The organism is Vreelandella neptunia (assembly GCF_022489065.1).
Classification (GTDB): Bacteria; Pseudomonadota; Gammaproteobacteria; order Pseudomonadales; family Halomonadaceae; genus Vreelandella; species Vreelandella neptunia_A.
The window spans coordinates 250,872-273,438 of record NZ_JAKVTW010000002.1 but is presented as its reverse complement, the minus strand read 5'-3'; the positions used below and the strand labels follow the sequence as shown (position 1 = coordinate 273,438).

Genomic DNA, 22,567 nt, shown 5'->3' with positions numbered 1-22,567 from the left:
AACCACGTGCCTAGCCCAGAACTTAAGAGGTGGTAATGAAACCCCTATCACATCTGCAAATCGACTTTATGGGGCGGCGTAAATTTGCGTATATCGTCTCAGCTGTAATGTTAATCGCGTCGATTGCTGCCATCATTATTCTCAAGCTCAACTTCGGGCTGGACTTTACCGGCGGCACGCTGATTGAGGTGCGCTACGGTGCTGCGCCTTCATTAGATGCCATTCGGGTATTGCTCGAAGAGAGCGGCTTCCAGGATGTCTCCGTGCAAACCTTTGGGGCATCGACTGAAGTGTTGATTCGCCTCCAGCAGGCGTTTGATGCCGACGTAGGCGGTGAGGTCGTTAACCTGCTGCGCTCCAGTGGCGATAGCGTGAACCTTGTGCGCTCTGAGTTTGTTGGCTCCCAGGTGGGTGATCAACTGCGTGATCAAAGCGGGTTAGGCCTGCTGGTAGCACTCGGCGTTGTCATGGTCTACGTGGCTTTCCGCTTTCAATACAAGTTTGCGATTGGCGCACTGCTTGCTCTGATGCACGATGTAATTATCGTAGTGGGCGTTTTTGCGCTGTTTCAGCTCGATTTCGATCTCACCGTGCTAGCAGCGATCCTGGCGGTGATCGGCTACTCGTTGAACGATACCATCGTGGTTTATGATCGCGTCCGCGAATCAATCCGCACCTCGCGCATTGACGACATGCCGCAGATCTTTAACGAAGCGATTAACGCCACGCTCTCGCGCACCCTGGCAACCTCAGGCACCACCTTGTTGGTCCTGCTGGCGCTGCTACTGCTGGGCGGCGATATGATTGAGAACTTTGCCATTGCGCTGCTGGTCGGTATCGTAGTGGGTACGTTCTCTTCCATCTATATCGCCGCAGCGCTGCTGCTACCGCTGAAGCTGTCGCGGGAAGACTTGATTCCCACCAAGAAAGAGCTCGACGAAGAAGAGGAGGAGCTGCCTTAACGGCGCCTCCTTTTAGGCAACTTCTTTCGCCGACAAAAAAGCCCCTGCTGGTAACCCAGCAGGGGCTTTTTCATCTTTACAGCTTTTATCTTTAAAAGCTTAGCATTACTGCTTAAAAGTGCGGCGTTAGCTGCTTGATCAGCGCCTTGTAGAGACGCGGCCCGGCAGCCATTAACTGCCCTTCCACTTTCACCGTGGGCTGACCGTCTGGCGTTCCCATCAAGGCGCCCGACTCTTTCAGGAACAGCGTGCCTACCAGCATATCCTGCTCTTCCAAGCCAAGTACAAAAGCGCTATCTACCCGCCCAGTGGCCAACTCACACAAATCCAGCAGACCACAGCCCGTTGCCAGCAGGTTTTCGACCTGAGGAGCAAGCTGCTGTGAAACGGTTAAATAGGCCGGTAAATTGCTGGGGCGTAGCCACACTTCGGGCAGGCTCATGGCCATGCGCGTGCCGCTGATGGCAGTCGGCTTGCTAACGCGCATACGCTTGTCATTGTGCTGGGCGCCGCGGCCACGACTGGCGATATACTCGTCGTCGGCGAACGGGCAAATAATCACTGCGTGCTCGGGACGACCTTTGACTAGACACACCACTGAAAGTGCAAAGCCCTTCCCGGCAACGGCTAAATTGGAGTAACCGTGCATCGGTTCAATTTTCCAGACGGTATCCGCACCTTCGCCTTCACCCGCGCGGTGCGGGGTAAAGCGACCGGTAATACCATGCTGGGGGTAACCGCGTTCCAACTGCTGAACAATCGTCGCTTCGGCCTTGCGCGCTGTCTCATCGAGCAGGCGGTCAAGGTTAAATTCATCGTGAGCGTTTTCAATACGTTCGCGTACGCGGAGGAAGTGTTCAACGGCGCCACGCGCAGCGCGCAGCGTAAATTGGACCATCGGATTCATGGTTGGGCCTTGTCACAGTGATGTTAAAGAACGTGATGCTAATCATAGTTCATAAGAAAGTGCATCAGTAGGCGCAGGTGCCGCCTTTGGCGCGCAATTCTAGCAGACCGCTCTCGGGCATGCCATCGACTCATGCTAGACTGCCCGCTTTACGCTTATTTACCGAGCACTATTTTACCGGGCCCTATCATGCTTGAGCGCATTCGCATTGTTTTAATCGGCACCAGTCATCCTGGCAACATCGGCGGCGTGGCACGCGCCATGCACAATATGGGATTAGCAGATTTAGCTCTTGTTGCCCCCCGCTGTGAAGTGATTGCCCAGGAGAGTATTTCTCGCGCGTCCGGCGCTGACCACCTGCTTCATCAAGCCAGCGTGCATGCCACACTCGAAGAAGCCGTGGCTGATTGCACCCTGGCCGTGGGCGCCAGTGCGCGCTCACGCACGCTGCCCTGGCCGATGCTCTCGCCCAGAGAATTAGCTGATCGCCTGCCCGCCGAGTGCCAGCCCGAAGGTGCCCTGGTAGCGTTGGTGTTTGGCCGCGAAGACAGCGGCCTGACCAACGCAGAGCTACAGCGCTGCCACGCCCATGTGCATATTCCTACCAACGCTGATTTTAGTTCGCTTAATTTGGCCGCGGCGGTTCAGGTACTCGCCTATGAGTGTCGTATGGCCTGGTTGAGTCAGGTTGACGCGCCCGCAGTCGAAACTAATGCTGACGACGATCTGGCAACCCATGCCGAGCTTGAGCGCTATTTTGAACACTTAGAACGCACGCTGATCGGTATTGATTTTCACGACCCCGACCAGCCGCGCCAGCTAATGGCGAGGCTGCGCCGCTTGTATCTGCGCGCCCGCCCAGAGCGAATGGAAATGAATATATTGCGCGGGATTCTGTCGGCCACCGAGAAGGCTGCGAACAGCAAGCCACCCAAGCCGTAATTTATGAGACTGGAAACGCCAAACTTGAAGTTGATACTGCGCGCCCCAACTTCGCTATTCTTAACGTGATTTCACTATTGATATTCCAAGCGCCCGTTGTGATATTTCAATAGCTAGACGCCGCCCTTTAACGCCAAGGATCACCTCATGTTTCAACGTCTACGTGAAGACATCAACAGCGTATTTGACCGCGACCCGGCCGCACGTAACTTTCTTGAGGTGCTGACCAACTATCCTGGCCTGCACGCCCTACTGCTGCATCGCTGCGGCCACTGGCTGTGGAAGAAAAATCTCAAGTGGCTAGCGCGGACGCTATCGACGTTTTCACGCTGGCTGACCGGTATTGAAATTCACCCAGGCGCCACTATTGGTCGGCGGTTTTTTATTGATCACGGCATGGGCGTGGTGATTGGCGAAACGGCGCTGGTCGGCGATAACGTTACGCTCTATCAAGGCGTCACCCTGGGCGGTACCAGCTGGAATAAAGGCAAGCGCCACCCGACATTGGGTGATGGCGTCATTGTGGGTGCGGGCGCCAAAATATTAGGCCCCTTCACCGTCGGGGCTGGGGCGAAAATTGGCTCTAACGCGGTAGTCACTAAAGAAGTGCCACCCGGCGCCACGGTGGTCGGCATTCCAGGCAAAATAGTGAAACGCACCGACCCTGATGTGGAAGAGGCGCTGGATGTCGACCCTGCCCGACGCGAAGCCATCTGCCAAAAATTTGGCTTTGATGCCTATGGTGTCAGCCAGGATATGCCTGACCCGGTGGCCCGCTCAATGCAGGCCATGCTCGACCATATGCACGCCGTCGACGAGCGCATCGAACGCATGTGCTCAACGCTGCGCAAGCTAGACGACAACTACCGTGACGGCCAGCTACCGGCGCTACGCGAAGAAGATTTTGCCGGCATTCTCGATGAACACGACACCGGCTGCCCAGGCGTTGGCAAACGCTCGGACACACCGCCATCAGTTGAGCAAGAGGCTGGGCAAGAGACCGAGCAAGAAACGTTGCCGCCGCGTAATGGTTGACCAAAGCACTCAGGTTTTCCCATAATGGCATCACATTTGCCGTTAGCGCGCTGAACATTCAGCGTCGAGGGGCTTGCCATGCGCTTGACCACCAAAGGCCGTTACGCCGTTACCGCCATGCTCGATTTAGCCTTGCATGCCCACAACGGCCCGACCAGCCTAAGCGATATCTCACAGCGCCAAGAGATATCGCTCTCCTATTTAGAGCAGCTTTTTGCTCGCCTGCGCCGTGCAGGTTTGGTCAACAGCGTTCGCGGCCCGGGCGGCGGCTACTTACTTTCACAGCCGCCTGAAGCGATCAGCGTTTCAAAGGTGATTGACGCAGTGAATGAAAGCGTTGACGCCACCCGCTGCCAAGGGCTCTCAGATTGCCAGCAGGGCGATACATGCTTGACGCACCATTTATGGTGCGAACTTTCCGTTCAGATACGCCACTTTCTTGACGGTATGACGCTGGCACAACTGATGCTACGTCCTGATGTCATACGTATTGCATCGCGACAGAAGCAGCGTGCCGAGGCGGGCATTCTCGCCTCTGCACCCTGATCCCAAGACTTATACCCAATCACCCTGACCGATCAACCGCTGGAACGTAACGATGACCACACCCACGTTGCCCATTTATCTGGATTACGCCGCCACCGCGCCGGCGGATGCCCGCGTGGTTGAGGTTATGCAGCGCTACCTGACGGTTGACCAGCTATTCGCCAACCCGGCGTCACGAAGCCATATGTTAGGTTGGCAGGCAGAGCAGGTGATCGAACAGGCGCGCCGCCAGGTGGCCGACGCCATTGGCGCTGACCCGCGAGAGATTGTGTGGACCAGTGGCGCCACCGAAGCAGACAACCTAGCGCTGATTGGTTTTATGCGCGCCAACCGCGAGCGCGGACTACACTTAGTGACCTCAACGATTGAGCATAAAGCTATCGTTGACACTGCCCATGCGCTGGAGAAAGAGGGCTTTGAAGTCACATGGTTAACGCCGGGCCGGGATGGCTGTATTGAACCCGAACAGCTGCGCTCAGCGATGCGCGACGACACCGCGCTGGTGTCACTGATGGCGGTGCACAACGAACTGGGCAGCATCAACGATATTGCCGCTTTGGCGGCCGTTGCCCATGAGTTTGGAGCGGTCTTTCATACCGATGCCGCTCAGGCGGTAGGCCGTATCCCCCTGGATGTTGTCGCCCAGCAGATTGACCTGATGTCGCTTTCCGGGCACAAGACCTACGGCCCCAAAGGCGTGGGGGCACTGTATGTAAAACGTCACCCGGATATTCGCGTTGAGGCGCTGATTCATGGTGGTGGCCACGAGCGCGGTATGCGTTCAGGGACGCTACCGACGCACCAGATTGCTGGCATGGGTGAAGCCTTTGCTCTGATGCAGCAGCAGTACGATGAAGATACTGCTCATATTTTGCGCCTACAGCAGCGCTTTCTGCACGGTCTGGAAGGCATCGAAGGCGTTTTTGCAAACACGCCACTAGATAATGCTGTTCCCAATATTCTCAACTTGGCGTTTGAAGGCGTTGACGGTGAGTCACTGTTAATGGCGCTGCGCGATGTAGCGGTCTCCACAGGCTCTGCATGCAACTCGGCCAGTGTCGACCCTTCCTACGTTCTACTTGGCATTGGCACGCCGCGTACGCTGGCGCTCTCATCGCTGCGCTTTAGTTTCGGGCGCTTTACAACCGAAGCAGAAATTGATCATGCGTTAACGCTCATACGCCACGCGGTGAACGGCTTACGTACACCGCCACGCAATTTTTAAGGGAGGATGCCTCATGGCAACACTCAATATTACCCCGGCTGCCGCACAACAGATTCGCCACGTGCTTGATGAGCGTGGCCAAGGGCTGGGCCTGCGCGTTTCAGTCAAGCCAAGCGGGTGCTCTGGCTATAGCTATGTGCTTGATTTTGCCGACTCCGTTAGCGAAGAAGAAGTCCATTTTGAAGCCCATGGGGCGAGCGTCTATGTCGCCCCCGACGCGGTCGAGATGCTCAATGGCAGCGAAGTGGATTATGTCAGCGAAGGGCTAAATCGCTTTTTCCGCTTTAACAACCCCAATGTCAAAGATGAATGCGGCTGCGGCGAAAGCTTTACCGTTTAGCCTTTGTTCGCACAGGTTTCATCACCGGTATTCATCCCCTGGCTTAAGCGTTATAATCGCGCCCCTAGATACCCAATGCCAAGCGCCGGGTAATGATCGGCGCTAGTTAAAACGCTAGCTGCTGAAACGCTATTAGCCGAATTATTTTCTGGGCCGCCCCGGCTTTCTGGGGCGGCAATTTTGCTTAGCCCCCATTTATGGAGACCATTAATATGGCTACTGAACGCACTCTTTCTATTATCAAGCCTGATGCCGTTGCTAAAAATGCTATCGGTGTGATCATCGCGCGCTTTGAAAAAGCTGGCCTGAACGTGGTTGCTGCCAAAATGGTTCATCTCTCTGAAGAGAAGGCTGGCGGTTTCTACGCAGAGCACAAAGAGCGCCCTTTCTTTAAAGACCTGGTCGGCTTCATGACCTCTGGCCCGGTGGTTGTTCAAGTACTTGAAGGTGAAGGCGCCATTGCCAAAAACCGCGACCTAATGGGTGCAACCAACCCTAAAGAAGCAGCACCCGGCACTATTCGCGCCGACTTTGCGGAAACAATCGACGCTAACGCTGTCCATGGTTCTGATTCTCCGGAAAGCGCTGAGCGCGAAATTAGTTATTTCTTTGGCAATGACGAAATCTGCCCGCGCTAAGCCTTTCAGGTAGCGCAGCCGTCTCAACGTCAGTTGCCGGCCATTTTGCGGGGGCCACGCCCCCGCCCCTTTCTATAACGCTGACCGCCATGACCACCACTGTAACCCAACATACGCCCGCTCCCCGCCCAGGCGCCGACAGTACTGAAGCAGTTAGCTCAGACGCCGTTAGCACGCCTGCTGCAAAAGCAACGACTGAGCGACACAACCTGCTTGGTATGTCCCGCGAGCAGATGGAAGCCTTCTTTTTGTCAATCGGGGAAAAGAAATTTCGTGCTGCCCAGCTGATGAAGTGGATTCACCAAGAAGGCAGCGATGATTTTGCTGCAATGACGAATCTCTCCAAACCGCTACGGGAAAAGCTGGCGCGGGTAGCAGAAATTCGTGGCCCAGCGGTGATTTACGAAGGCACTTCTAGCGACGGCACTCGTAAATGGGTGCTTGAGGTAGAAGATGGCAGCTACGTAGAAACGGTGTTAATCCCGGCCGAAAACGGTAAGCGCCGTACGTTGTGCGTCTCTTCCCAGGTGGGCTGCTCGCTGGATTGCAGTTTTTGCTCTACCGGCAAGCAAGGGTTTCAGCGCAATTTAACCGCCGCTGAAATTATCGGCCAGGTATGGGTCGCCCAACGTAGCGTGGGCCCGCGTCGTGATACGGCCAATCGCCCGGTGACCAACGTGGTGATGATGGGCATGGGCGAACCGCTGCTCAACTTCGACAACGTTGTGCCCGCCATGAAGCTGATGCTCGACGACAACGGCTACGGCTTATCCAAGCGCCGCGTGACGCTGTCGACCTCTGGCGTTGTGCCCATGATCGACAAGCTCGGCGATGAAATGGACGTAAGCCTAGCTATTTCGCTGCATGCTTCCACTGACGAGTTGCGCAATACGCTGGTACCCATTAACCGCAAATATAATATTCGCGCGCTATTGGATGCTTGCCACCGCTACCTTGCCAAGTGCCCAGACAATCGTCAGGTCACTATCGAGTACACGCTGATCAAAGACATCAACGATCAGCAGGAGCACGCCGAGCAGCTTGCCTCACTGCTTAAAGAGCTGCCGTGCAAGATCAATCTAATTCCGTTTAATCCGTTCCCCAATTCAGGGTACGAAAAGCCATCGCGTAATCAAGTCATGCGTTTTCAGCAGTGGCTGTATGATTTGAACTACAACGCAACGGTCAGAACGACCCGCGGTGAAGATATTGACGCCGCCTGCGGCCAGCTCGTTGGTCGCGTGAAAGACCGTACGAAACGTAGCGAACGCTATATTCAGTCGGTACAACTTGACGCTGATTAATGTTAGTGCGGTGAGCCTATTGAGCGCCCTGTTGCGCGCAAAACCGGGCTTATCTTGACTTCCGCTTAACACGGCGCTTTGATGGTCTCGGTTTTTATGTAGCATCAGGTTAGTTGTTGGACGTTCACCACAAGAGGATTTACATGATCGCTCACCGCAGGCGCCAACACCCATCACGGGTGCCCATGCTAGCCGTTCTTATCGGCAGCCTGTGGCTAGCCGGCTGTGCCTCGTCCAATACCCTGACACCTCAAGAAACCCCAGCGGCGGCAGACGCCTATACCCAGCTTGGCGTTGCCTATCTTGAACGTAATAATCTTCCCCGCGCACTCAATGCACTGGACCGGGCGCTAGAGATCGCCCCCCGCCATGCAGAAGCACTGCAAGCACTGGCACTTGTCTATCAACGCCAGGGCGAGTTCCCGCTTGCCAACGACTATTTTCAACAGGCCGTTAACGCCGAGCCTGATTTTACTCGCGCCCGCAATAACTATGCGGCGTTCTTATACGGGCAGGGTCAGTACAACGCTGCCTGTGAACAGTTAGAAACCGCATCAGAGGATGCCCAGTACGCCAACCGCTCCCAGCTATTTACCAATTTAGGGCAGTGTTATCTGGCGCTGGAAGAATTTGATAAAGCGCGCGCTCGATTGGAGCGTGCGCAAAGTATTGATCCGCGCAATTCACGCGGTTATTTAATGTTAGCTGAACTCGAATATTCGCAGGGCAATTACTCTCAGGCCTGGGCACCGCTGCAAACTTATTTACAGCTCGCCGAGCCCAACCAAGCAGCGCTAAGAATGGCGGTTGATATCGCCCAAGCGCGCGGCGAGCATGACGTCGCCGCCGATTACCAGCGCCAGCTTGGCACCGACTGACTGATTGACGCCTTGATCACCGCTTATTTAATGAAGGATGCTCAGCCATGAGCGATACACAGTCACAAGAAAACGTTATCGACAGCTCTAACATCAGCACTAGCGCTTCGCCCGGCGAACTTCTTGCTCGCCAGCGCGAGCAGCTAGGCATACCCCTCGCCGATGCGGCCCGGGCATTGAATCTGCGTCCCGCCGTAGTGGCAGGGCTTGAGCAGGACGATTATCAGGAAATACCCGTTGCCGCCTATCGGCGCGGCTATTTGCGCTCTTACGCCAAATACCTGGGAATGGATGACCGGCTGGTACTTGAGGCTTACCAGGCACGCAGCGGCGGCACCGACACCGAACGCAAAGTGACCCCTGTCTCCACAGCCAGGCCACCCTCTCGCATCGGCGCTTGGTTGTTCAAGCTGGTCACTTTGCTGGTGATTGTCGGCCTCATCGCTGTCACCGTTATGTGGTGGCAGAGCCGGGGCGGCAACGAGCCGCCAGGCTTTGGTTCGACCTCGACGGAAGAGGCCGCTAACGCTCCAGCGGAGCCAGCTAATGAAGCTGCTGATGCAGAGCCAGAAAACAACTCAAGTTTCAGCAATGGTGACGAGAGCACGGCGCTACAAAGTGATGCTGCCCGCGTTACACCGACAGCTTCGCAAAACCAGGCCCCCAGTGCGCAAGATGACGCTGACGCCATTGCAGGGCTCGACGACTCCATTCTGGATAGCGACAGCGGCGCTGACGCAGAAAGCGATGAACTGAGCAGCACTGGCCTGAATGAAAGCGACCAGAGCGCTACCGAGCAGGACAGCGCAGACAGCGAGCAAGCCGCTGCCGCCGAGCAAACCACCAATGCCAATCTTCTTGAGCTGACGTTTAACGAGCAGTCGTGGACTGAAATTTTTGATGCCACCAATCAGCGCGTTTTCGTTGGCCTACAAACGCCAGGCACCTCGACAAGCGTCGAAGGTGAACCCCCTTTCCGTTTAACCGTGGGTAATGCCACCGGCGTTGAGCTGCGCTACCAGGGTGAGGAAGTTGACCTTCCCGCCCGCGCAGGCGCCAATAATGTTGCCCGATTTACCCTGGGAGAGTGACCCGTCCTATGCACGCCCCTTCTCCGATAAAACGCCGCCTTTCCCGCCAAATTCAGGTCGGAAATGTTGCTGTGGGCGGTGATGCGCCCATTTCCGTTCAAAGCATGACCAACACCAACACGCTGGACGTGGCCGCCACCGTGGCGCAAATCCAGCAGTTGGAAAAAGCTGGTGCGGATATTGTCCGCGTCTCAGTACCCGATATGGACGCCGCCGAAACCTTTGGTCAGATCAAAAAGCTGGTCAATGTCCCGCTGGTGGCCGACATTCATTTTGATTACAAGATTGCCCTGCGTGTTGCCGAACTCGGCGTTGACTGCTTGCGCATCAATCCCGGCAATATCGGCCGTGAAGACCGCGTGCGCGCGGTGGTCAGCGCCGCTCGTGATAATGGCATTCCCATTCGCATCGGCGTTAACGCTGGCTCGTTGGAAAAAGACCTGCAGAAAAAGTATGGAGAGCCTACGCCTTCGGCGCTGGTGGAATCTGCTATGCGCCACATCGACTACCTGGATCGCCTCGACTTCCAAGAATTCAAAGTCAGCGTTAAAGCCTCGGATGTGTTTATGGCCGTGGCCGCCTATCGCGATCTGGCCGCACGCATCGAACAGCCGCTGCATTTGGGTATTACCGAAGCGGGTGGGCTGCGCTCTGGTACCGTGAAGTCATCGATTGGCCTGGGCATGCTGCTGATGGACGGTATTGGCGACACCATCCGTGTGTCTCTCGCGGCAGATCCTGTGGAAGAGATTAAAGTCGGCTTTGACATGCTCAGAAGCCTTAAGCTGCGCTCCAAAGGCATCAACTTTATTGCCTGCCCCAGCTGCTCGCGCCAGAACTTTGACGTCATCAGCACCATGAACCAGCTCGAAGAGCGGTTAGAAGACGTGATGACACCGCTCAACGTCTCGGTGATTGGCTGCGTGGTCAATGGTCCCGGCGAAGCCAAAGAGACCGATATCGGCCTGACCGGCGGCAGCCCCGCCAACCTGGTGTATATCGATGGCAAGCCCGCCAGCAAGCTGCGCAATGACCACTTGGTAGACGACCTGGAGCAGCTGATTCGCGAGAAAGTACGTGAAAAACAGCAGCAGCAAGACGATATGATTGCCCGCAGCGTTTAACCGCTGGGGTTAGCTGCCCGCTAAGGCGAGTAACGCCTAGAGGCAGAATAAGGAGTTTTCTTTGAGCAAGTCCGCTGTTAAAAAGATTCAAGCCATCCGTGGCATGAACGACCTATTGCCAAGCGACAGCCCGCGTTGGCAGTTTTTTGAAGCTAAAGTACGCCAGCTCATGCTGCGCTATGGCTTTAATGAAATCCGCACGCCTATCGTTGAGCAAACGGCACTATTTGCGCGCTCGATCGGTGAAGTGACCGATATCGTCGAAAAAGAGATGTACACCTTCGATGATCGCAACAGCGAGAGTTTGACCCTACGCCCGGAAGGCACTGCCAGTTGCGTGCGCGCGGCGATGGAACACGGCCTGCTGTATAACCAGACGCAGCGGTTGTGGTACCAGGGGCCGATGTTCCGCTATGAGCGCCCGCAGAAAGGCCGCTATCGCCAGTTCCACCAAATTGGTATTGAGGCCTTCGGTTTTGATGGCCCCGATATCGACGCCGAGGTAATTCTGCTTTCGGCGCGCCTGTGGCAAGAACTCGGCTTGATGGAGCACGTCACCCTGGAGCTCAATTCGCTAGGCTCATCTGAAGCCCGTGCGGCCTATCGAGATACGCTGGTGGCCTATTTTGAGCAGCACCTAGACGTTCTCGATGAAGACTCCAAGCGCCGCTTGACCAGCAACCCGCTGCGTATTCTCGACTCCAAGAACCCGGCCATGGCCGAGATGCTCGACGCCGCGCCGCAGTTGATGGATCACCTGGACACCGAGTCCCGGGAACACTTCGAGCAGCTTACCGCGATGCTTGAAGCCGCGGGGATTGCCTATGTGATCAACCCACGCTTAGTGCGCGGGCTAGATTACTACTGCCGCACCGTGTTCGAGTGGACCACCACCGCACTGGGCAGCCAGGGTACTGTTTGCGCAGGCGGACGTTACGACGGTTTGGTCGAACAGCTAGGTGGCAAACCTACCCCGGCAGTGGGCTTTGCCATGGGTATCGAACGGCTGATTCTGCTGCTCGAAACCCTTGAGCTGATTCCTGAAGACGCGCTTGGCGGCTGCGATGTTTACTTGCTACCCATGGACGATAGCGCCACCACGGCAGCTATCTCCCTGGCCGAGCGACTGCGTAGTGAATTGCCCGAGCTGCGTGTGCAGCTTCACTGTGGTGGCGGTAGCTTCAAAAGCCGGATTAAAAAAGCCGATAAAAGCCATGCCTCAATGGCTATCCTGCTCGGCGAAGATGAAATCACCCAGCAGTCGGCAACTGTCAAGTTTCTGCGCGACGACCGCGAACAGCAAAGCGTCCCTCAAACAGCATTAGGCCGCACGCTGCGCGAGCTGTTAACCGCTAACGCATAATACGCCCTGTTGATTAGCCGCCTGCAGGCATGCGACGGTCTAAACATACGACTTTAGAAGAATAGGAGCCCGCCCGTGGTGGAGCTGAGAAGCGAAGAAGAGCAGCTAGACGCTGTTAAGCGCTGGTGGAAAGAGAACGGCATGTCGTTGATTGCAGGCGCTGTCCTGGCGGCGGCGGGGGTGTTCGGCTGGAATGCGTGGCAGAACTACCAACAAGGCCAGTCAGAAGCCGCCTCCATGCGCTACCAGCAGTTAGTCAATATGACCGCTAGCAATGAGCTTGGCGACGATCAATTGGCAAGCGCACGGGAAATGGTCAGTGAAATTAACGCTGAGCATGGCGACACCCTCTATGCCGAACTCGCCCTGCTGCTTGATGCACGTTTAGCAGTTCAACAAGGCGACTTGGAAGGGGCCAGAAGCGCACTGGAGAACGCGGCCGACTCATCGCGCCGCTATGTGCAGAGCCTGGCGTGGCTGCGCTTAGCCCGTGTTGAGCTTGCCGATGGCAACCCCGCACAGGCGCATGCGCTGCTGGATGAACCGATCAGCGACGCACTGGCGGCACAGCGAGCTAACGTACGCGGCGATGCATTTGCCGCACAAGGCGACACTGACGCCGCCCGCGATGCTTGGGAAACAGCGATGGAAGTGTCACAAACCCAAGACCAGCCGCTTTACGGCGTGCAGTTCAAGCTTGACGATCTCGGCGCTGAGGAGGCGACACAATGACGATTAGCACAGCACTTAATCAGGGCATCTCCAAAAAGCTGATGCGAGTGAGCCTGGGTGCGCTGACGCTCGCCCTGCTGGCAGGTTGCGCCAGCAAAGGGGAACCCGCATTTACGCCCAAAGAGCTGCGTAGCTTCGATGAGATCTCCTCACTAGACACCCAGTGGCGGCGTACCGTAGGCGATGGCTTGGGCCATGCTCGCTACCCCATTGCCCCTTCCCGTGAAGGCGACACCGTGTTTGCCGCCGACGTTGAAGGCGTGGTGATGGCAATGAACGCCAATAGTGGCGATGTTGAGTGGGAAATAGACCTTGATACCCCTATTTCCAGTGCGCTAACTGCGATTGCGGGTCAGGTTTACTTGGCGACCGGTAACGGCGAGGTCATTGCACTGGATCAAAATGACGGCAGCGAAAGCTGGCGTTCACGGGTTTCCAGCGAAGTACTTGCCGCGCCTCAGGCCAATCAGCAACTGCTTGTCGTACAAAGTGTCGATGGAAATATTACCGCCCTTGACCGCGCTAGCGGTGAAGAGCGCTGGGTATACACCAGCTCGCAGCCTTCTCTTACGCTGCGCGGCACCGGCACGCCGATGGTCATTGACCCGGTTACGTTTGTTGGCCTGGCCAATGGCCGTTTAGCTACACTGGATAACCGCAGCGGCCAACCGTTATGGGACATGCAGATTGCCACGCCGCAGGGGCGTAGCGAAGTTGAGCGTCTGGTTGACCTTTCAGGCCAACCGATTATCAGCCCCGATGGCCGCCTGTTCGTGACCAGCTACAACGGTCGCGTGGTGGCACTAGAAGCCACCCAAGGCGATGTGCTTTGGGAAGCGGATCTGTCTAGTCGACATACACCGATTTTGGTCGGTGATCTGCTGTTCGTCGTCACCGATGATAGCCAAGTGGTTGCGCTAGACGCCAACAGTGGCCGCGAAGTTTGGCGCAATGACGATTTAGAAGATCGTTGGTTGACCGCCCCGGCCTTCGCCGACGGCCGCTTAGTCTTCGGTGATTTTGATGGATATGTTCACCTGATCGACGCCCGTGAAGGCAATATCGTAGGACGCACTCGCGTGCACAGCTCGGGCATTACCGTTCGCCCGGTCACTGAAGGCAGCACCATTCATGTCCAGGCCAACAATGGTCGCCTGGAAACCCTGGAAGTCACTCCATGACACCCGTCATTGCTTTAGTCGGTCGCCCCAATGTGGGCAAATCGACGTTGTTTAACCGCCTAACGCGCTCGCGTGATGCACTGGTGGCCGACTTTCCTGGCCTCACCCGCGACCGCAAGTACGGCAATGGCATGCTGGGCGATAAGGTCTATACGGTTATCGACACCGGCGGTATCAGCGGTGACGAAGAGGGTATTGACGCTGCGATGGCAGAGCAGTCGCTTGCGGCCATTGATGAAGCCGATATCGTCCTGTTTATGGTCGACGCTCGCGCCGGCCTTATCGCCGCGGATCAGGCGATTGCCAACCACCTGCGGGTTAACCAGAAAAAAACCTGGCTGGTGGTGAATAAAACCGATGGGCTGGAAGAGCACTCGGCGATGGGCGATTTCTGGTCGCTGGGCTTAGGCGACCCCTGGCCGATCGCTGCTGCCCACGGTCGCAACGTTTCAACCCTGATTGACGTGGTACTTGAACCATTTCCCGAGCGCGACGCCAGTATCCCGGCCGACACCGGTAGCAAAGGCGTTCGAATCAGCGTCATTGGTCGCCCCAATGTCGGCAAATCGACCCTGGTTAATCGCCTGCTCGGTGAAGACCGCGTGGTGGTCTTTGATGAAGCGGGCACCACCCGCGATGCCATCGAAATCCCTTTCGAGCGCCGCGGAAAGCCCTATGTACTGATTGATACCGCGGGTATTCGGCGGCGTAAGAACGTAAGCGAAATCGCCGAGAAGTTCTCCATCATCAAAACCCTGGATGCGATCAAAGAGTCCCATGTGGTGATCATGGTACTGGATGGCTCGAGTGGCCTGGTGGAGCAGGATTTGCACCTGCTTGACTATGTGTTGACCTCTGGTCGGGCACTGGTACTGGCCGTCAATAAGTGGGACGGCCTGGAGACCGAAGCCAAGGATAAGATGCGTACGGAAGTGAAGCGCCGCCTGGGCTTTGCGGATTACGCCGAACTGCACTTTATCTCTGCCCTGCACGGCACCGCGGTGGGCGATCTTTATCCCTCAATTGATCGCGCCTTTGACGCTGCTAACGCCCACTGGTCGACCAACCGCTTAACCACCCTGCTCCAGGACGCGGTCAGCCAAAACCCGCCGCCGATGGTACATGGACGGCGAATCAAGCTGCGCATGGCTCACCAGGGTGGCAGCAACCCGCCGATTATCGTCGTCCACGGCAACCAGACCGAAGCGGTGCCGGAAGCCTACCGTCGTTATCTGATCAACACTTTCCGCAAGGTATTGAAAGTGCGCGGCACGCCGATTCTCTTTGAGTTTCGCTCGGGCAGTAACCCCTTCGATAACATGGCGGGCGCCAGCGACAAAGAGAAGGCGAAAAAGCGCGAGCTTAATCGCACCAAAGAGGCCCGTAAGAGCCGTCGTTAAAGCCTTCATTAGTTGGTAGTTGAATTCGCCCGTTTGCACCGTCAAGCGGGCGTTTTGGTTCTAACTGGTAATCAGCAATTAAGCGCGCAAATAGTCTTGACAGAAAATAGCTTCGGCCCTCAAATACCCGCACACTGCATAACTAGATTTCTAATGCTTTACCAACCCGTTTAACGATCCTTTTATCCTTACCCAGAGGGTATTCAATGCTCCATGCTGCTCGCCGATGGCTAATTTTACTGAGCCTTACCAGCTTGCTTACTGGCTGTCTCGCCCTACCTCAAACCGGCCTCTTTGCGTTTCGTTTGGCGGTGACTTCCCTGGGGGTCGAAGATGTGCGCATTGGCTCTTACAGCATTAATGCCGGGCTGGATACCAGCGACCTCACCAGCCTGATCGCTTCCAGCCTTGGCGCGGGTAGCCTGCCGATTCAAGCCACCATTGCCATGGGGCTTGGCTTGCCCGCTGGTATGCCGCCGGTGGAGATGTCAGGTTTTCGCTGGTCGCTGGATATGCCAGGCGTTGGCCCTGTGCAGGGGAACTATGAGCAGGATGTCACGCTGACCTCCGGCGACGATGCCAATTTACGCCTGCCGGTTGCCTTTGATGTGCTGGCAACCGATACCCAAAAAATGGCGCCGATGCTTGAGCTTGCCAGTCAGTTAGCGTCACAAGGCGAGCTACCGGCAGGCAGCCAACTGGCTATCACACCAGGGGACCTGCGCGGTTTAGGCATGCGGCTTCCAGCGGGTCTATTAACACCTACCATTCGCCTAAATGTCGGTGCCGATGGACAACTAGTTCCCCAGCGTTGAGGGTGGCTCAGTTCAGCCTCCAATCTCACCCTCCAGGTAGGGTATGATGGGAGGGATTGATTTACTGCTATCAGCGGTTATCTTGTGATCAAGAAACCCATTCGTCTATAAGGAAACCGTCTCATGCGCTGGCTTCGCCCTCTCGCTGTTACCGCTTTATGTGCTTCTATTGCCGCTTGTTCCACGTCTCCCACCGGACGTTCGCAGCTACTGCTGCTATCTGATGGTGAGCTGAATGAGATGGGTCGACAGGCGTTCACTCAATACCAGCAGGAGCTGCCAACTGCCAGCCAGTCCAGCCAGCGCTATGTACAATGTATTGCCAATGCCATCGTAGCGGAGCTGCCCGCTCAGCAGCAGCAGTTAGACTGGCAAATCCGCGTCTTTGAATCTGAGCAGCCCAATGCCTTCGCCCTACCCGGCGGCTATATGGGCGTCAATACGGGCATGCTGGATATCGCGACTAGCCAAGACCAGCTTGCTTCCGTCATAGGCCACGAAATAGGCCATGTGTTGGCGAACCATGCCAATGAACGCGCCTCCACCGAGAGCGCCACTTCACTCGGTTTGTCGGTTATTTCCAGCACCTCGGGTATGCAGTCTGCTGGTGGTCAGCAACTCATGGGCGTGCTCGGCATGGGCGCGCAGTATGGCATCGTGCTGCCGTTCTCGCGTACCCATGAGAGTGAGGCAGACGTGATTGGTCTGGACCTGATGGCGCAAGCCGGTTTCGATCCACGTGAAAGCGTCACCCTGTGGGAAAATATGCAGTCAGTATCTGGCGGTGGTTCACCTCCCGAGTGGATGTCGACTCACCCGGGCCAAGGTCAGCGCATCGAAGGCCTGCAGAGCAATATGGATGAAGCACTTGCTCTGTACGAGCAGGCTCGCAGCAATGGTCGTACACCCAACTGCCCGCGACCTTAACGGCTCTTGAGGTTTAAATGATTAAGCTGGGACTACTGCTACTGGTACTGCCGCTGTTTGTGCTGATGGGCGTCTACTTCTGGGAGTTAAACGATGTGCGCGCGTGCCAGCTTGACGGCGGACATTGGGATTACATCGAGAGTGTGTGCGCCGATGCCCCGCAGCCCTTCGTCTCGTGGCTGCAGCGTTCACCGTTGTTAGTCAATGGCGGCATGCTGCTCTCAGTGGTAGGGCTGGTGATGTGCATGGTAGGTCTGTATGTGCAACGCGCTAAGTGAAACGTTGTTAGCGACATAAAAAAGCGGGGGCGGATACATTATCCGTCCCCGCTTTTTTGGTTGCGCCTAACCTGATGCCATTATTAATAGTTAAGCGACTGGCGCAGCATTTCCCGCACGGGGGCCGTAGCAGGGCGTACGTTACGCCATAGAAAAAACGACTCAGCGGCTTGTTCTACCAGCATTCCCAGACCATCAAGTAGCTTCGCACCACGCGGGCCTGCCCACTGTAAAAAAACCGTCGGCTCGGCTCCGTACATCATGTCGTACGCCCAGGCGTTAGCGGCAAAGAGCTTATCGGGTAGCGGAGGTAACTCACCCGTCAGGCTGGCGCTAGTGCCGTTAATCACTACATCAAAGAGGCCACTGACAGTATCAAAACCGCCACCACGAATAGATCCCAGATCAGCAAAATCGTGGGCCAATTGCTCAGCCTTGGCGGCGGTCCGATTGACTACGACGACTTCACTGGGTTGCTCGGCGAGGAGGGGCTCCAGAATACCGCGCACGGCCCCGCCTGCCCCGACGACTAAAATGCGCTTCCCCGCTAACGCCACGCGGTGATAAGCGAAATCACGTACCAAGCCAACGCCATCGGTGTTGTCGCCGTAAGTGCGGCCATTGCCGCCCAAAATCAGCGTATTGACCGCGCCTGCACGGCGGGCTCGGTGGCTTAAGGTGTCGCATAGCGTAAAAGCATCCCCTTTGAACGGTACGGTAACGTTGGCACCCCGGCCGCCCGCGTCAATAAAGGCTCGCCAGGCACCCGTGAAGCCATCCAACGGCACTTCTTCGGCGGTGTACTCAATCGCTTGCGCCGTTTGATGGGCAAACTCAGCCTGGATCAACGGTGATTTGGAGTGCTTGACCGGGTTGCCAAATACACAGTAGCGATCGGTCATGATTGCTCTCCGTTATTTACTAGACCTGTATCTTCATCGGTCTCGTCGAGCCAATCGCGGGGGTGCAAGAACGCCTGCAAGCGCGCCTCAGCGCTATCTGACTCGGGCTCAAAGGCGTACTCCCAGCATGCCAAGGGGGGCATCGACATAAGAATAGACTCGGTACGCCCGCCGCTTTGTAAGCCAAACAGCGTACCGCGGTCCCATACCAGGTTGAACTCCACATAGCGGCCACGACGATAAAGCTGGAACTCGCGTTCGTGCTGGGTCCAGGTGTCCTTCTTGCGGCGCTCCACGATGGGTAAATAAGCCTCTAGGAAGCTGTCGCCCACCGCCCGCTGCATGGCAAAACAGTCGGCAAACTCGCCTTCATTTAAATCGTCGAAAAACAGCCCACCCACGCCACGGGTCTCATCGCGATGCTTGAGATAAAAATACTCGTCACACCAGGACTTGTAGCGGGCGTATACGTCCTCGCCAAAAGGATCGCAGGCGGCTTTAGCCACCCGGTGCCAGTGGACGACGTCCTCCATCACGGGATAAAACGGCGTTAAGTCATAACCGCCGCCAAACCACCACACCGGTGGTTCGCCGACTTTCTCGGCAATAAAGAAACGCACGTTGCCATGGCTGGTGGGGATATGAGGATTTTCAGGGTGCAGCACCCAGGAAACACCGACCGCGTGGAAGCTACGTCCGGTCAGCTCAGGACGCGCGGCGGTAGCGGAAGGCGGTAGCTGAGTACCATACACATGGGAAAAATTGACCCCGCCCTTTTCAAATACGCCGCCATTGGTCATCACCCGCGATCGGCCACCGCCCCCCTCTTCACGCTCCCAACTATCCTCTTGGAACTGAGCAGCCCCGTCGGCTTGGGCTAATCCAGCGCAGAGTCGTTCCTGCAGATCAAGAAGGTAGCGTTTAACGTCATCAAGGTGCTCGTGGGCCACGGTAACTCCTGGGTGGTGAATCGTGAATGAAGAGTAGCAATAGTGAATAGTCAGCGGTGAGCAGTGAATCGAAGGGCTGCTAAGAACGCATGACTTTGCCAGTAGCTAAATCCCTAATAGTGCTCGGTTTGGCATTGCCACCTAGCTCGCCTCTCACCACATAAGCCACTTCATCACCAAAGATTGAAGTGATTTCAGTGGCGCTCATGGCGGGTGACTCCCCGGAACGGTTGGCCGAGGTCGAGACCAGCGGGCCGCCAAAAGCTTCACAAAGCGCTTTCATGAGAGGGTGGTCGGTAACACGCAGCGCCACGCGTTCGTGGGCGCCGCGCACCAGCCCATGGCTGCGGCCATTATCAGGCACTAACCAAGTGTTCGGCCCTGGCCAGCTTGCTGCGAGAGGGGCGTGCATCGCTAACGGGAGTTGGCTCAACCAGGGGTGGAACTGCTCGACACTGGCGGCAACGAGAATTACCCCTTTCGCCGGATCACGCTCTTTCATACGCATCAGATGCGCTAAAGCTTCGTCGTTTTCGGGGTCGCAGCTAAGCCCCCAAACCGCTTCGGTGGGGCAGGCAATCACGCCACCTTCACGCAGCGCGTTAATCGCAGGGGTTAGATCGGCAGCTAAACTCATGGTCTCTCCTCACCGTCAGGGCGAACATGCCCGCATCCTATCATGAGCGCGGTAGCCGCACCCAGCCTCCCGCCTGCTGGGTTACCCAGCCCTCTAGCTCCAGCATCAGCAGTCGTTGCTGGCAGTCACTGACGGATACGCCGGTGGTATGCACCAAGAGATCGATCGGCGTAGGGGTAGCTGATAATGACGCTAATAATGAGTCGGGTAAGCAATCGTTGGACAAACTATCTTCGGACAGGCTACCGGGCAGAGGTACTTGCTCAGGCGGCTTTCCCTCTGTCCCAGGCGGTATAAACGCCTCGGCCCAGTGGCCAAGGTCGGCAATGATATCGTCGACGCTGCAAGCCAGATGCGCCGCCCCTTGCCGCAGTAGTGCCAAACAGCCGCGGGCCTGCACGTTATGCAGGGAGCCCGGCAGCACGAACAGCTCGCGATTTTGCTCTAAGGTGAGCCGCGCGCTAACCAGTGAGCCGCTTTTTTCGGTGGCTTCGACCACCAGTGTGCCGAGCGACAGGCCGGTAACGATTCTATTCCGGCGTGGGAAAAATGCGGGGCGGGCCACGGTGCCAGGCGGATGCTCAGATAGCAGTAGCCCACCGGGTAGACAACTGAGCTGTTTATGAAGGTCACGATGGGAGGCGGGATAGATAACATCCACACCGCAACCGAGTACGGCGATGGTGCTCCCCCCGGCGTTTAACGCTGCACGCTGAGCAACACCATCTACACCTAACGCCATGCCGCTGACGATACACCAGCCTCGGCGTACCATATCGCGCGCAAACGTCTGCGCATTGTGAGCACCTTCTCCAGTCGGTCTTCGTGTGCCCACCACGGCAAGTTTTGGGCCTTCCAGTGCACCAAGATCGCCCTGGGCCCATAGCACCACGGGCGGATCAGGAAGTTCGTTTAACAGGTCAGGCCATGCAGGGTGGTCACGATGCAGGATGTGGCGACTGGGGCCTTGCTGCTGCCACGCGAGTGTTTCATCAATGACCTTTTGCAACGGGCTGCGTGCAGGGTGCTCAAGCCACAGCCTCAATTCACTGGCCGCTCGACTAGGCAGGGCGGCCAGCCAACCTTCCGGCCACCGTGGCTGTCGGGCAACCAATTGCGCGATACGCAGCGCTCCCATACTCGGCAAAGCATTGACCACCAGCCACTCCTGGGCGTCCATACTTCCTCCTTATCAATCTGTTTATTGTCGCCCGCTAATCAACCGGTGATTCAACTTGATCGCCCACTTCCAGCACACGGGATGCCTGCATCACCAACGCGTAGCTAACGCGATCATAGGGCTTGAAGACCATCACGATGCCCGCCTCGCTGCTGGGTAGTTGGACTAGCTCCTGGGTACGTGGGTCGTTGATCAGCTCCCCCCGCTGATTAACCCGCAGCACGTGTCCCGCCTGCAAACCATCCAGGGTGCCCAGATCCAGCGCGACAATTTGATAGCGGCCGATAAAACGCACGCCACCTGGCACGGCAATAATATGGCCTTCAACCGCATTTAACGGCGCGCGGGGCATAAACTCACTGCTCAGCTCGCGCTCTTCCAGCGGTAAAATAATATCGTTAATGCGCACTTCCTGATGGGAGCTAATCACCTCAATCTGAGCAATATCGCCCTCACTACTGATATGCCGAGCAACGCCCACATTGATCAGCTCTAAGCCAAGCGGCGTGCCATCCATTGCTTGGTAGGGTTCTGATTGCCGAAAGATACCCACTTCACCATAGTGCGGAACATCGCCACGCACGTATAACTTATCCCCAGCACCGCTGATCAAGCGTCGATCATTTCCGGCGACCACGTAGGCCAACTCCTGCAACGCTTCAACATCATCCACGACGCGGTGTTCGCGTAGAAAAGCCCGCGCCACCTCCATGGGAATCGGCGCAATCGCTTCGCGATGGGGAAAGGTACGCATCTGTGGCGAAAGCTTCACGACGTTTTGGCCACGCTCCAACGCTAAGCAGGGGGAGCCATCACAGTCGCGAAGTATCAACACATCGCCTGGGTAAATTAGATGCGGGTTAGTGATCTGAGGGTTATGCCGCCATAGCTGGGGCCACTGCCAGGGAGTGTGCAGAAAACGCCCTGCGATGCCCCACAGCGTGTCACCTGAAACCACCTGATAGCGCTCAGGCGCATCGCTGCGCAGGCGTTCCCAAGCTGCTACATCAGCGCTCATAAGCATGACAACACTCAGCAGCAGTGCGCCAAAAGCGTCACGATAGGCGTGTTGTTTCGCCGCCATTCTGCTCTCCCCTTAATATAAGTAAGTACAATTATTCTATTATTGATAACACGCCACGCGCCTTGGCCACCCATGCCCAGAAACGTTGACAGCATGATATAGTGACCCATCATAAAGTACCTAGGC

The 22,567-nt window shown here is 56.5% G+C and carries 24 protein-coding genes; 18 read left to right on the top strand and 6 right to left on the bottom strand.

The features are described from left to right. The first annotated feature begins 35 nt into the window (after positions 1-35). Positions 36-962, top strand: a complete 927-nt coding sequence (secF, locus tag MLE19_RS05460) for a protein translocase subunit SecF (protein ID WP_240717063.1) — start codon at positions 36-38, stop codon at positions 960-962. Between the two features lie 112 nt (positions 963-1,074). Here the strand turns inward: secF and MLE19_RS05455 are convergent, their stop codons facing one another. Beyond that, on the bottom strand, positions 1,075-1,869 hold the full coding sequence (locus MLE19_RS05455) for an inositol monophosphatase family protein (RefSeq protein WP_240717062.1): 795 nt from the start codon (positions 1,867-1,869) through the stop codon (positions 1,075-1,077). A 189-nt stretch (positions 1,870-2,058) separates the two neighbouring features. Between MLE19_RS05455 and MLE19_RS05450 the strand changes: the two genes are divergently transcribed. The 17 genes from MLE19_RS05450 (at position 2,059) to MLE19_RS05370 (ending at position 17,688) form a co-directional block, all read left to right on the top strand. Beyond that, positions 2,059-2,811, top strand: coding sequence for an RNA methyltransferase (locus tag MLE19_RS05450; protein ID WP_240717061.1), 753 nt, complete (start codon positions 2,059-2,061; stop codon positions 2,809-2,811). A gap of 147 nt (positions 2,812-2,958) precedes the next feature. Then, positions 2,959-3,846 (top strand): serine O-acetyltransferase, encoded by an 888-nt coding sequence (cysE, locus tag MLE19_RS05445; RefSeq protein ID WP_240717060.1) that lies wholly within the window; start codon positions 2,959-2,961, stop codon positions 3,844-3,846. A gap of 78 nt (positions 3,847-3,924) precedes the next feature. Further along, on the top strand, positions 3,925-4,392 hold the full coding sequence (gene iscR, locus MLE19_RS05440; RefSeq protein WP_240717059.1) for a Fe-S cluster assembly transcriptional regulator IscR: 468 nt from the start codon (positions 3,925-3,927) through the stop codon (positions 4,390-4,392). Between the two features lie 52 nt (positions 4,393-4,444). Further along, positions 4,445-5,617 carry an aminotransferase class V-fold PLP-dependent enzyme gene (locus MLE19_RS05435; RefSeq protein WP_240717058.1) on the top strand — a complete coding sequence of 391 codons (1,173 nt, stop codon included), beginning with the start codon at positions 4,445-4,447 and terminating at the stop codon, positions 5,615-5,617. Positions 5,618-5,630: 13 nt separating this feature from the next. Beyond that, entirely contained in the window at positions 5,631-5,957 is a 327-nt protein-coding gene (locus MLE19_RS05430) for a HesB/IscA family protein (RefSeq protein WP_240717057.1), read from the top strand. Between the two features lie 212 nt (positions 5,958-6,169). Next, positions 6,170-6,595: a nucleoside-diphosphate kinase gene (ndk, locus tag MLE19_RS05425; protein WP_240717056.1), complete on the top strand. Its 426-nt coding sequence runs from the start codon at positions 6,170-6,172 to the stop codon at positions 6,593-6,595. 89 nt (positions 6,596-6,684) lie between these two features. Beyond that, positions 6,685-7,899 (top strand): 23S rRNA (adenine(2503)-C(2))-methyltransferase RlmN, encoded by a 1,215-nt coding sequence (gene rlmN / locus MLE19_RS05420; protein WP_240717055.1) that lies wholly within the window; start codon positions 6,685-6,687, stop codon positions 7,897-7,899. Between the two features lie 143 nt (positions 7,900-8,042). Beyond that, positions 8,043-8,777, top strand: a complete 735-nt coding sequence (gene pilW, locus MLE19_RS05415) for a type IV pilus biogenesis/stability protein PilW (RefSeq protein WP_240717054.1) — start codon at positions 8,043-8,045, stop codon at positions 8,775-8,777. 47 nt (positions 8,778-8,824) lie between these two features. After that, complete coding sequence (locus tag MLE19_RS05410; protein WP_240717053.1) at positions 8,825-9,868, top strand: RodZ domain-containing protein; 1,044 nt, start codon at positions 8,825-8,827, stop codon at positions 9,866-9,868. 8 nt (positions 9,869-9,876) lie between these two features. After that, positions 9,877-10,992 carry a flavodoxin-dependent (E)-4-hydroxy-3-methylbut-2-enyl-diphosphate synthase gene (gene ispG / locus MLE19_RS05405; RefSeq protein WP_240717052.1) on the top strand — a complete coding sequence of 372 codons (1,116 nt, stop codon included), beginning with the start codon at positions 9,877-9,879 and terminating at the stop codon, positions 10,990-10,992. Positions 10,993-11,053: 61 nt separating this feature from the next. Further along, a complete protein-coding gene (gene hisS, locus MLE19_RS05400; protein ID WP_240717051.1) occupies positions 11,054-12,355 on the top strand; it encodes a histidine--tRNA ligase in 1,302 nt (433 codons plus the stop codon). 75 nt (positions 12,356-12,430) lie between these two features. After that, positions 12,431-13,087 carry a YfgM family protein gene (locus MLE19_RS05395; RefSeq protein ID WP_240717050.1) on the top strand — a complete coding sequence of 219 codons (657 nt, stop codon included), beginning with the start codon at positions 12,431-12,433 and terminating at the stop codon, positions 13,085-13,087. After that, the gene (gene bamB, locus MLE19_RS05390; RefSeq protein WP_240717049.1) at positions 13,084-14,268 is read left to right on the top strand and encodes an outer membrane protein assembly factor BamB; all 1,185 of its coding nucleotides are present in this window, start codon (positions 13,084-13,086) and stop codon (positions 14,266-14,268) included. The genes MLE19_RS05395 and bamB overlap by 4 nt, the downstream gene beginning before the upstream one ends. Beyond that, positions 14,265-15,668 carry a ribosome biogenesis GTPase Der gene (gene der / locus MLE19_RS05385; RefSeq protein WP_240717048.1) on the top strand — a complete coding sequence of 468 codons (1,404 nt, stop codon included), beginning with the start codon at positions 14,265-14,267 and terminating at the stop codon, positions 15,666-15,668. The genes bamB and der overlap by 4 nt, the downstream gene beginning before the upstream one ends. Positions 15,669-15,874: 206 nt before the next feature. Beyond that, on the top strand, positions 15,875-16,483 hold the full coding sequence (locus tag MLE19_RS05380) for a hypothetical protein (protein WP_240717047.1): 609 nt from the start codon (positions 15,875-15,877) through the stop codon (positions 16,481-16,483). A 123-nt stretch (positions 16,484-16,606) separates the two neighbouring features. After that, positions 16,607-17,410 (top strand): M48 family metallopeptidase, encoded by an 804-nt coding sequence (locus MLE19_RS05375; protein ID WP_240717046.1) that lies wholly within the window; start codon positions 16,607-16,609, stop codon positions 17,408-17,410. 17 nt (positions 17,411-17,427) lie between these two features. Continuing rightward, positions 17,428-17,688, top strand: coding sequence for a hypothetical protein (locus MLE19_RS05370; RefSeq protein ID WP_240717045.1), 261 nt, complete (start codon positions 17,428-17,430; stop codon positions 17,686-17,688). An 83-nt stretch (positions 17,689-17,771) separates the two neighbouring features. Here MLE19_RS05370 and aroE read toward each other — a convergent pair whose 3' ends face one another. The 5 genes from aroE to MLE19_RS05345 form a co-directional block, all read right to left on the bottom strand. Then, entirely contained in the window at positions 17,772-18,590 is an 819-nt protein-coding gene (gene aroE / locus MLE19_RS05365) for a shikimate dehydrogenase (protein ID WP_240717044.1), read from the bottom strand. Next, a complete protein-coding gene (gene hemF / locus MLE19_RS05360) occupies positions 18,587-19,540 on the bottom strand; it encodes an oxygen-dependent coproporphyrinogen oxidase (protein WP_240717043.1) in 954 nt (317 codons plus the stop codon). The genes aroE and hemF overlap by 4 nt, the downstream gene beginning before the upstream one ends. Before the next feature lie 79 nt (positions 19,541-19,619). Then, positions 19,620-20,177, bottom strand: a complete 558-nt coding sequence (locus MLE19_RS05355) for an L-threonylcarbamoyladenylate synthase (RefSeq protein WP_240717042.1) — start codon at positions 20,175-20,177, stop codon at positions 19,620-19,622. 40 nt (positions 20,178-20,217) lie between these two features. Then, entirely contained in the window at positions 20,218-21,357 is a 1,140-nt protein-coding gene (gene dprA / locus MLE19_RS05350) for a DNA-processing protein DprA (protein ID WP_240717041.1), read from the bottom strand. 34 nt (positions 21,358-21,391) lie between these two features. Next, positions 21,392-22,441, bottom strand: a complete 1,050-nt coding sequence (locus MLE19_RS05345) for a LysM peptidoglycan-binding domain-containing protein (protein WP_240717040.1) — start codon at positions 22,439-22,441, stop codon at positions 21,392-21,394. Between the last annotated feature and the right edge of the window lie 126 nt (positions 22,442-22,567).